The organism is Novosphingobium aquimarinum, assembly GCF_009746585.1.
Classification (GTDB): domain Bacteria; phylum Pseudomonadota; class Alphaproteobacteria; order Sphingomonadales; family Sphingomonadaceae; genus Novosphingobium; species Novosphingobium aquimarinum.
Genome location: NZ_WRPO01000041.1, coordinates 1 through 10,465 on the forward strand (window position 1 = coordinate 1; position 10,465 = coordinate 10,465).

The window sequence follows — 10,465 nt, forward strand, 5'->3', positions numbered from 1 at the left end:
GCATTGGGCCCTCGGCGCTGACGGAGGCCATGGGCATGCTCAACCACCATTTCGCAGCAGCCGCCTGATCGGCGCAGAGCGACAGCCTACCTCTGACTGCCGCCAATCTTTGCAACAGAGCCGCCTAGATTGCCGTAATGAAAGCAGCCGGGCGAAATCCTTTGGCACAACAAGAGGAGCGCCCCATTATCGTGGAGAGACGAAGTGGGACATTCAACGGCAACTTCTGACGCGCCAGGTCTGGGCGGAGGGCTGCTGGTTCCACGAGCTAATCATATCCGCGTCGGCCACCGATCGCTTTTTGCGTCACAACTGGCCAGTGATCTGGACATCGAGACGCCGCCGGTACGAGCCAAAACAACGGAATTCACCTGGACGTTGTTCAGCAACCTTGCACTTCTGCGGTTTGCGTCCAAGGCATGCAGCGTCAAATATGCCGCGGAGGCTTTCCGCGACTTCTACCTGTTGAAGGTGCAGAAGGAGGGGCATGCCGCGATACGCCTCGACGATCGGATGATCACAATCGGCCCGGGTGATGTCGTGCTTTGCGACGGTGCAGCGGCGCACCAATATGAGTTCGACGACGATAACGAGCATCTCTGCCTCATCTTTTCGAAGCAGATGCTCGAAGCGCGTATGCGTCGCTCATCCCCGCCGATCGGCGATATGATCAATTACCGTATCGCGGCGCATCGATCCTCCGCGATCCTCATGAGAAGCTATGCGATAGGATTGTTGCAGCAGCTCGAGAGGTTCCAGACAGAGGCCGACGATCCGCTCGCCGCTCGCGTTCTGGGCGACACCATTCTGACCTGCTATTCCGCCGAATTTGAGACCGACCGGCGTCGCGACGACAGCTGGACCTCGGTACAGAGATTTGTTGAATCCAATCTCGAAGATCCGGCTCTGCGTCCAAGCTATATTTGTGAAAAACTGCGGCTTTCAGCCAAGAGCCTCCAACGCGTCTTCCGCAGCCAAGGAACCTCGTGTCACAAATACATTGCTGACGCACGGCTCGACGAAGCCAGTCGCCGATTGAGCGATCCTTCCCTAAGCGCCCGCATCACTGACATCGCTTACGACGTCGGGTTTGACGATCTCAGCTATTTCAGCCGTTCGTTCCGTCGCAAATTTGGAGTCTCAGCGCGGGAATATCGGCATTCGGCGCTGCGCGGAACCTTGCCCCTCTGGCGCGGCCGCCCCTCAAGCTGACCTGTTTCGTAGCCGGGCGTCCGCAATTGCGGTCCAAAACATGATCACCGGCGGCACCACCAACTCGATCGCTATCGCCGCGGTGAGAACGAAACCTGGCGACCCATACCGAAGATAGGCCAGGGTCCGTGCGAGGCCACTCAGAAACACGAAGCCGAAGAGCAAACGCAGGAGCAAGAGCCGCTCACGCAGATCGCGGCTGGCATACCAGATGAGCGGCGCGTAGCCGAGCCAGATCGCTCCGGCGAACATCAGCTGGCTGTTCAGTGTTGGATCGGAAAGCGCGGCGGATGGGAGCGCGGCGCCGGCGGTCGCGAGAAACTTCGCGCCTTGGGCGATGTCGCCGATACCGGTGGCCAGAGGAACGATGCAAAAGGCTCTTACCGCCGCGGAGAGGCCCCGCCCACCAATTGCTTCCGCCCTACCGACCATTGTCTTCGCTCCCTCTAAACCTACAGAGCCACGAGAACCGATTTGGTTTCGGTATAGGCGAGCACCCCCTCCCGCCCGTGTTCGCGGCCGAGCCCGGACTCCTTGTATCCCCCGAACGGCACGGCAGGATCGATGGCGTTATGACAGTTTCCCCAGACCGTGCCCGCCTTGATTGATCGCGCCAGCCTATGCATTGCACTGATGTCGCGGGTCCAGACCGACGCCGCCAGCCCGTAGCGCGTGGCGTTCGCGCTCTTCACCACGGCGTCGAGATCATCGAAGCGCGACACGCAAACCACTGGCCCGAAGATCTCTTCACGCATCACGCGCATCTCGGGTGAGACGTCAGCGATGATCGTGGGCGACACATAATAGCCCTGATCGGCGAGCTGACCGCCTCCTGCAACGACCGAGGCACCTTCAGTCGATGCGCTCTCGATGAAACCCATGACGGTATCGCGCTGCCGCGCCGACACCAGCGGTCCCATCTGCGTATCCGGCGCAAGCGAAGGACCGAGACGAATCCCCCGCGCTGCGTCGGCTATCCCTTCCACCAGCGCGTCGAACACGTCCCGATGGGCGAAGACGCGCGAGCCCGCTGTGCAAATCTGGCCAGAGTTGAAAAAAACGCCTCCCGCCACGCCCTGAGCTGCCTGTCCGAGATCGGTGTCGGGCAAGACGATCACAGGCGACTTGCCCCCAAGTTCGAGCGTCACGCGCTTGAGGCTGTCGGCGGCCGAGTGCGCGATCATCTTGCCTACCGAGGTCGACCCGGTGAAACTGATCTTGTCGACCTCGGGATGTCGCACCAGCGCCGCGCCGGCGCCACTGCCAGCGCCCGTCACGATGTTGATCACGCCTGCCGGGAAGCCGGCCTCAAGCACCAGCTCGGCGAACCGCAAGGTCGTCAGACTTGTCTGTTCGGCCGGCTTGAGAACGGTCGTACAGCCCGCAGCCAGTGCCGGCGCAAGCTTTAGGGCGGCGAAGAAAAGCGGAAAGTTCCAGGGCACGATCAGGGCCGCGACGCCGATCGGCTCGCGCCGTGTGTAACCATGGAAAGCGCCGGATGGCGCGAGCAACGGCTCGACGCTCTCTCCATCGAGACGTGATGCCCAGCCTGCCATATAGCGTAGCTGCGCGATCGCGCCGGGAACGTCCATCTGCGATGCGGCGGTGATCGACTTCCCATTGTCGATCGCTTCCAGCTCAGCGAACTCGGTGGCGTTCGCCTCGATCAGATCGGCCAGCCTTCGGATCGTCATCTCCCGATAGTAAGGAGACTGGCCGCTCCATCGGCCGTCATCGAACGCCGCGCGCGCCGCGCCGACGGCCCGATCGACATCCGCATCGCTGGCATCGACGATCGCCCCAATCTCGATACCACTCGACGGATCGTAGACCGGTACGAACTTCTCGCCTGAGGAGGACTGCCATTCCCCGTCTATCAGGAGACGCTTCGGCGAGGCGATGAACGCACTGGCTGTATCGGAATATCGCGGCTGCGACAAAATGGACGTCATCGGAGTGCCTCGCAGAATTGCTGGTTCGGGGTGAAGATTGCCCGGCGCGTCTAGAAGCGACCGCTCAGGCGAACGCCAAGCTGTCGCCCGCGCGAATATGTTCCCATCTCGCCGAAGGTCGCTGGAATGGTCGGCAGAGCGAAGCTCAGATAGCGCTTGTCGGTCAGGTTCCTTCCGAACAGCGAGATCGTCCAGCTGCTGGAATTCGGGCTGAGGTCGAGGTTCGCATCGAGCTGGGCATAGCCCTTCTGGCGCTCATCCGGCGAATTCGTGCTGCCTGCATCATAGGAAGACCGTGCCGATACATCGATCCGGCCGGCGAGGCGGTAATCGCCGCCGAGGGGCTGCTCATAGGCGATCCCAAGGTTACCCGACCATTTCGACGCATAGGACGTCGGCGCGCCGGAGAGGTCCTGGGTGCAGGTCGGGCCGGCAATCAACGACTGCTCGTTGGTGCATGTCGCGCCAGGAAAGCTCAGATATCTGGCATCGAGATAGGCACCGTTGAAATCGATACGCAGGCGGGGTGCCGGGGCCCAGTTGAGCTCGAGCTCGACACCGCGCGTCCGCGCCTTGCCGACATTCGACACGAGAAACGACGAGACGTTGTCAAAGACCGAAAGCTGCAAGTCCTTGAACGTCGTTGAGAAGATGGTGAGCGCATAATCGAGGTGGCCGCTCGCGAGCCGGCCCTTGGCGCCAAGCTCGAAGGACGTCGCTTTCTCCGGACCGAACTTGGTCGCGTTCGGATTGGAAGCAGGGGAGATCGCGTCGACGCCGCCGGCCTTCGACCCGCTGACGAACTTGGCATAGACCATGTTCGCCGGTGCGATCTCATATTGTACGATGACCTGCGGCTGAAAATAACCGTCATTCTGTTGAATGCCGCGGTAGTCATGCGGCAAGACACCCAGGACCGCCAGCTGAACCGGATCAAGCGCCGGATTTATCTGTTGCGCGACCGTGACCCGCTTCGTGTTTCTGGGAAGCGAGGGAATAATATTGGCCGTCGCAAGCAGCTGGTTCACGTCCTTTCGTGTGTCGGTATAGCGAAAGCCAGCTTCCACCTTGAGCTTTGGCGTGATCCGCCAGCGCAGGTTTGCGAAGCCCGACCAGGCATCAGTGTCCTGATCGAAGCTCAGATAGCGTGCGAAGGGTGGAACAGGGACCCCCAGAGGCGCCAGATTGAACTCGATCAACGTGAAGGCACGCATCTCGTCGTGCTGATAATAGCCTCCCAACGTGTAATCGAAATCGCCCGACGTGCCCTCGAAACGTAGTTCCTGCGCAAACTGCCGATAGCGGTTGAAGATAAACGCGTTGAAGATGTCAGCGGCCAGGCCATCGCCGTCGCCTGACGTGGACGACATGTAGTTTCGATAGCTGCTGGTCGAGATCAACTGTCCGCCAAGGACGTGATAGTTGATGTCGGCCTGATAGGTCTGGTTTCGCAGATAGGCGTAGCCTTGCTGGAAATAAGGCGGGCCGGCGTTCGAGTTTGAGGTCCGCCCATCCAGCTTCGTGTCATCGAAGAGGCCCGGCACCGCCAAGGACTGCTTGTAGACCTGGATGTTCTCGCCCTCATCGAGGAGCCGGTCATATTCGGCCTTCAGTTGTATCTGGAGATCGGAGCTGGGCTCGATGCGCAAGATCGCGCGGCCAGCATAATTGCGCGTGCGCGGACTGTCGAAGCCGGTCACATTGTTGTGTATCCAGCCCTTGTCGAGATGCTGCAGCAAGCCGGCAACCCGCAGGCTGACGCCCTCGGCAACCGGGAGTGTTGCACCACCCTGTACATTCGTCTCGTTGTTGTTGAATTCATAGCCGATCGAGCCATCCGCCTCGAATCGGTCGCCGGGCTTTCGCGTCGTGATGTTGAGAGCGCCGGCCGTCGCGCTATTGCCGAACAGCAGCACCTGAGGTCCACGCAGCACTTCGACTCTTTCCAGGTCGAACAAGGGAATGCGACTGTCTTGGTCCCGCCCATAAGACACGTTGTCGACGAATTTTCCGACCGATTGATCGAAGGAGAGATTATCGCCCGAGCCAAAGCCGCGGATAAATGTCCGAGGCTGGATGGTACCGTAGGAGACAGTTAGGTTAGGGAGTGTGGTCACAAGGTCGACCATCTGCGTGATGTTGCGATGCGTGAGGGTGTCACCCGAGACTGCCGTAAGCGCGACCGGCACATCGCGAAGATTCTCGCTCCGCTTACGCGCCGTGACGACGATGTCCTCCAAGGCACCTTCGGTCGAGCTCTCCCGGTCGAGAGCTGTCATCCTTCGTGGCACCGACACCCGATGCCACCGATGACGCGGGCGCGTTCGTGGCAGTCTGAGCGCACGCTGCGCTCATCGGGTATGCAGTGGCGAAAAGGCCGATCGCACTCCCCGCGAGCAGGCTCCTCATGTTCGGATGTCTCAATCAATCCTCCCTAGACATGCGTTATTGCGTGTTCTCTGGGCGAGATTATTCGGAGGGCAGCGCTGGCGCTTGGAGAAACCGGGCTGCATTATTTGTAGCTTTGCGCCGTCAAGAATTGCGACCGGGGAACGGCCTGGAGGGTCAGTATCCAGCAGCGCCGAGCGGGAGTTCATTTGGAAAAGCTTGTCGCCTTGCGGTCCAAAGGAACCCGGGCGGACTCAAGCGCCGGCGAGCATCCGCGATGCTCGCTCGGAGACACCGCGAATCCCACCACTCCCGCCGTGTGACGTCCTCTCTTCTCGCAGCGACCGGGGCCAAGCGAAGTCAAATTCGCGGGCCGGATTTTCCAAGTTCGACGGTGACATCGACCGTAAACTGGCGAACCGGGATCGAGCGAAAATCCCCTGACAAGGATAAATCCGCCGGGAGAGGCCATGGAAATCTTCAGTACATTTTCAATCCGAAATCTCATTTCGGTCTCGGTAATCAGCGCATTCTCGCTTCTTGAGAGCGCGCGCAGTTCGTCGTGCGGCTCATTCGCGTCGGCACGATCTTCCTAGGTAGCACCAGCCGGTCGGCACCAGGCAGGAGCTATGGCCGAGCGCTCGGTCGGTCCAGATCTCTGCGGAGACAATATATATGCCAGACTATGTCATTATCGGGGGCGGCTCGTCCGGAGGCGTGATCGCCAGTCGTTTGTCGGAAGATCCGAAAACGACGGTATGCCTACTCGAGGCTGGCGGATCGGGTAATTCGCCGCTCGTTTCAACACCAGGTGCCTTTGCGGCACTGATCCAGGATTTTGCGATCAACACGCTCAACTGGCGCTACAATACCGAGCCAGTCACGGCGCTGAATGGCCGCCGCCTCTATAATCCTCGCGGTAAGATGCTGGGCGGGTCGAGCGGGATGAATGGCATGGTTTACATCCGTGGCGACCGATCCGATTTCGACAATTGGCACGACCTCGGCAACCAAGGTTGGTCGTACAACGACGTTCTGCCTTACTTCAGAAAGGCGGAGCGCAATGTCCGGGGCGACAGTCAATATCATGGCGCCTTCGGTCCGCTTCACGTGTCCAACGGCGATGCTTCCTTCAAAGCCTATGGCGCCTTTATCGAGGCCGCTGCATCGCTTGGTCATCCACAGAACGAGGATTTCAACGGCGATACCCAGGAAGGGATCGGTGTCTACCAATTCACCGTCAAGGACGGCCGGCGGGCCGGTGTGAAGCGCTGCTATATCGACCCGATGCTCGTCCGGTCCAACGTCCGGGTCGAAGTAAATGCGCGCGCGCAGCGGATCGTCTTCGATGGTAATAGGGCAGTCGCGGTAGAGTTCGTGCAGGACGGCGAAGTGCGGCGGGTGGATGTCCAGAAGGAAGTCATCGTCAGCAGCGGTACGTTCAATTCGCCCCAAATTCTGATGCTTTCTGGTGTTGGCCCGCGCGCCGAGCTCGACCGGCATGGCATAGAAGTCGTTCAAGAAATAAATGGCGTCGGGCAGAATCTGCATGATCATCCCGACGTCATGATGATCTTCGAGACGCGCAAGCGCATTGGCATTGCGCTCAATCCATTGGGATTGATCAAGAGCACAAAGGATCTTCTGCACTATATCGTGCGCAAAGGCAGCTGGCTGGGCAATCCGCCGACTGCCGCAGGAGGGTTCCTGCGCTCCGATCCCGATCGGGACCGCCCGGACTTCCAACTCCACGTGATTCCGCTAGCCTATCGCGACCACGCACGCGACTATCGTTTGATGACGAAATGGGGCTTCACGGTTCTCATCAATATCGGTCATCCCAAGAGCAGAGGTGCAGTGCGCCTTCGCGATAGTTCCGCTCTGTCCGATCCCCTCATCGACCTCAATCTTCTGAGCCATCCTGACGATCGAACCGCGTTACGAAACGCCTTCAAGATAACGCAGGACATTCTTTTCTCAGAGACGATGAATGACGTGGTCAAGCGACCGCTCTACCCCACCCACAAGCTGAATGAAGATCAAGAAATTGACGCTTACCTCACTGAACATGTGAATCATTCTTATCACCCGGTCGGCACGTGCAAGATGGGAACCGACGCGCTGGCGGTTGTCGACACTCGTCTCAAGGTTCGAGGGCTGCAAAATGTTCGCGTGGCTGATGCCTCGATCATGCCAACGATCATCAACGGCAATACGAACGCCACTTGCATCATGATCGGCGAAAAAGCAGCAGACATGATCGTAGAGGACCAGAGACCTCAATGACCCCAAAGCACTGATGGCGCGTATTGGCCGCCAGCGTGACACGCTGGCTAGTCTAGATGGTCAGGCGGCTGCTTGGGAGCATTATAGAGCTATAGAGGCAGGTTAGTCACCCTGCCGCGAGCAGGAGGAAAGACTTGATCGGATGTCCTATATTGGCGCCGTATCGAAAGCTCCATTCGGCCTCGCGCTGACGAGCGTCGTCGTGGAAGCGCTTCGGTCAGTCGGGAACCATGCGGAGCTGGACGTGGCGCCGTCGCCCCAGACCCGCGAAAATGGCAGGCGGTGGTGCGCGTTGATGAGGACGGCCAGCGCCGCTCGGTAGCTGTCATCGCGGATATAGGCGTCATGGGTCCACAGGAGCTGATCGCGCGTGACGCCCTGGCTCGCGGTCGCCATGCGCGACAGGCCGAGATTGGTTGCGTCGGCGAGGATCGTGGCGAGCAGCGCGTTTTCATTGGGGCACGCCTCGCCGGTGCGCAGGTTGGTGAACGCTGCGAGAAAGCCGGTTTCCTGCGCCACCTCATGCAGCAGCTCGGTGATGCGGATGCGTGGCATCATGGCATCGAGCCGGTCAGCCAGTACTTCGGCATCGGGTGTCGCGATCGTGCGTATCGGCGATATCTGGAGGCGGCCGTCGCGGAACCGCACACCTTCCAGAGCGTCGCGCTTCAGGCGCTGGGCGAATTTCTTCAGCCGCCAGTCCAGTTCGCGGCCCCGCTGTTCGAGCCATTCGCTGGCTGTGGGTGGCAGGCCAAGAGCCGATACGATCGGCTTGGCCTTCGGATCGCTGAGCAGGTAGCTGTCGAACCGGCGGTATCCCGCCGATCGCTCCACCCAGACATCCCCGGACCGCAATTTGTTGCGCAGATGCGCGATCGTTGCGATCTCCCAAAGCCTCCGGTTGATCTTGCCGTCATCGCCAACAACGATTTTCCGCCATTCCTTGCGGAAGGGCATCGGAGCGTCGGGAGGCAGATCGCGTTTGCCCGACCTGTTGAGGTCGCGCAGCATCTCGACAGCGGCGATCGTCTTCGCGCTGCCCTTTCCCGCCCTGAACTGGAGCGCTTCAAGCAGATCAGGGGCGAACTTACGCAACGTCGCATAGCGATCGGCCGCGACCGTCAACGGGTCGAGGCTCGCGGTTTCCGCGATCGTCGCTACTTCTGGTCTGGCCTTCAGGAGGGTGTTCTACCCGACCGAAGCGTCCAGGGCCTCTATCGGATCTTCGCCGGTATCGACTGCATCGGTGAGTGCGTCGATCGTCCTGCGAAAGATCAGCATCAGCCGCGCGACGTTCTTCGACGTGGTGGCATAGCTGCGCGCCTGGGCGTTCTTCGCGCGGGTGAAGATGCTGCCGATCAGCTTGTCCGCCATCTCCAGAGCGCTGTCAGTCAGCCGTTCTTCGAGGTCGAGCAGGAAAGCAACAAGCGTGGCGCGCCGGCGGGAGGGGATATATCGCTCGATCATATAGGCAGGCGAAGCGCGGCCTTCCCTGACATATTGCCGAAATCGGTCCCCATGGATGCGGCCAGCTACGTCGGGAGAAATGCCGATCTTCCGCACTTGCCACAGGCGGTCGAGAATCTGGCGGATGTGATCGGGTTTGGCCGCGACGGGAATGGTCTTGAGCAAAGCAAGCTGGCTCATGCCGTCGGCGTCGTCAAAGAGCTGGTCGAGGGCGTGGACCTGTTCGGCGCTGAGATCGGCGATCAGGGCATAGGCGGCCTGCTTACGGGCACGCGCACGTCCCGCGCTGCTGGCGCGTTCGATGGTGGAGATGGACGGCAACAGAATCCGGACCTCGCGAAGGGCGGTGGCGACGCCGGTCGCGATCGTCATCCCCTTGTCGGTCGCCCATGCCGTTTTCGCGGCCGCTTCGATCATGAAGGGAATATCGGCGCGGGTCGCCCCCCGAAGTCCCAAGCGCACCGCCAACACACGGGCATGATCCGTCATTGTCTGATCTCGCGCCGCATAGTTGGCCAGGTCGGTTACGTGCAGTCCAAGTTGCTCCGCGACGAAGGCGGCGAGATCATGGGGTATCGCTCCCCTGTCCTGTATCAACTGCGCAAGCGTGATGCCCGGGTGCCGCAAGAGCGCGAGTTGCAGCGCGACGCCCAACTGGTTCCGTTGCTCCCGTCGCGCGCCGATGATCTCGATATCCGAAGGCTCGAAGGTGTAGAGCCGTGCCAAGTGGTCGCGATCAGTCGGGATGGCGAGGATCTGGTCGCGCTCGCTCTCGGTCAGGAGTTGATGCTTGCGCTTCGTCATGCCGATTCCCGTCCACAAAAGGTCATCTGTGCCTATGGACAGCCATGAGTAAAGAGACATAGTATGTGGACGGACATGGATTGGGCAAAGCGGTCGCCCTTCATAGCGTCCAGAGAACGACCGTTTGGGAGACGCACGGCATGGGCGATATTCTGGGCTATGCCCGCGTCAGCACCGGCGATCAGGATGTGGCGGGACAGACCATGCGTCTGGAGAAGGCCGGGGCCATCAAAGGGCTCTGTTGCAAAGATTGGCGGCAGTCAGAGGTAGGCTGTCGCTCTGCGCCGATCAGGCGGCTGCTGCGAAATGGTGGTTGAGCATGCCCATGGCCTCCGTCAGCGCCGAGGGCCCAATGC

Annotated in this window: 6 protein-coding genes and 1 pseudogene; 3 read left to right on the forward strand and 4 right to left on the reverse strand. The window is 60.4% G+C overall.

What is annotated here, in order from left to right; all coding sequences use genetic code 11:
* Positions 1-204: 204 nt before the first annotated feature.
* A complete protein-coding gene (locus tag GQO94_RS20335; protein WP_081933174.1) occupies positions 205-1,212 on the forward strand; it encodes a helix-turn-helix domain-containing protein in 1,008 nt (335 codons plus the stop codon).
* On the opposite strand, the gene GQO94_RS20340 is transcribed toward GQO94_RS20335, so the two are convergent.
* Genes GQO94_RS20340 through GQO94_RS20350 form a run of 3 tightly spaced genes read right to left on the reverse strand, consistent with a single transcriptional unit; the run spans position 1,204 to position 5,443 of the window.
* Positions 1,204-1,644, reverse strand: coding sequence for a DUF4345 domain-containing protein (locus GQO94_RS20340; protein ID WP_037556852.1), 441 nt, complete (start codon positions 1,642-1,644; stop codon positions 1,204-1,206). The genes GQO94_RS20335 and GQO94_RS20340 overlap by 9 nt on opposite strands.
* Positions 1,645-1,664: 20 nt before the next feature.
* Positions 1,665-3,164, reverse strand: a complete 1,500-nt coding sequence (locus GQO94_RS20345; RefSeq protein WP_037556853.1) for an aldehyde dehydrogenase family protein — start codon at positions 3,162-3,164, stop codon at positions 1,665-1,667.
* A gap of 50 nt (positions 3,165-3,214) precedes the next feature.
* Complete coding sequence (locus tag GQO94_RS20350) at positions 3,215-5,443, reverse strand: TonB-dependent receptor (protein WP_156843209.1); 2,229 nt, start codon at positions 5,441-5,443, stop codon at positions 3,215-3,217.
* A 784-nt stretch (positions 5,444-6,227) separates the two neighbouring features.
* Here GQO94_RS20350 and GQO94_RS20355 point away from each other — a divergent pair.
* A complete protein-coding gene (locus tag GQO94_RS20355) occupies positions 6,228-7,838 on the forward strand; it encodes a GMC family oxidoreductase (protein WP_081933176.1) in 1,611 nt (536 codons plus the stop codon).
* Positions 7,839-8,006: 168 nt separating this feature from the next.
* On the opposite strand, the pseudogene GQO94_RS21500 reads toward GQO94_RS20355, so the two are convergent.
* Positions 8,007-10,109: pseudogene (locus tag GQO94_RS21500) on the reverse strand (Tn3 family transposase); the annotation flags it as partial.
* Between the two features lie 140 nt (positions 10,110-10,249).
* Here GQO94_RS21500 and GQO94_RS21545 point away from each other — a divergent pair.
* Positions 10,250-10,426, forward strand: a complete 177-nt coding sequence (locus GQO94_RS21545) for a hypothetical protein (protein ID WP_456299635.1) — start codon at positions 10,250-10,252, stop codon at positions 10,424-10,426.
* The last annotated feature ends 39 nt before the right edge of the window (positions 10,427-10,465 follow it).